Source organism: Psychrobacter pasteurii, from assembly GCF_900162815.1.
GTDB classification, from domain to species: domain Bacteria; phylum Pseudomonadota; class Gammaproteobacteria; order Pseudomonadales; family Moraxellaceae; genus Psychrobacter; species Psychrobacter pasteurii.
On record NZ_FUGD01000187.1, the window covers coordinates 1 to 424 of the forward strand.

The 424-nt window shown below is 45.0% G+C and carries 1 protein-coding gene; it reads right to left on the bottom strand.

From position 1 onward, the window contains the following. Positions 1-424: helix-turn-helix domain-containing protein (locus A1232T_RS13235; protein WP_167367087.1), on the bottom strand; the 424-nt coding region annotated here is incomplete at both ends.

Sequence of the window (424 nt, forward strand, 5' to 3'; positions counted from 1 at the left end):
TTTAGCTGAGAGTATTTTGCCGTCAAAGCGCAAGGCTTCACGCATACGAACCCAACCTAGGTTTGGTATGCGAATCTGTCTGCCTTTAACAGCAAACTGGTCATTAGACAGGCTAAACCTATCGTTAACGCCTTTCTTGCGAAACTGTGGATACTTAGTCTCGCCCTTAAAGAAGCGCTTATAGGCATCGCCTAGCTGCATAATAGCCAGTTGTGGGGCGCATTTCGTCACCTCAAGCATGAATGGGTACTTATCACGCTTAATGGCGTTTAATCGTTTGCGCAGTTTGCCTTGGGTAGGCTTTAGTAATTTGCTTTCATCAACATCAATACCCATAATATGACAAGCATCACGATAGGCTTTATCTTGAGCATACTGTCGTTGCCACTGAGCTAACGCCCAGTTATAGGCAAGACGAGCTATA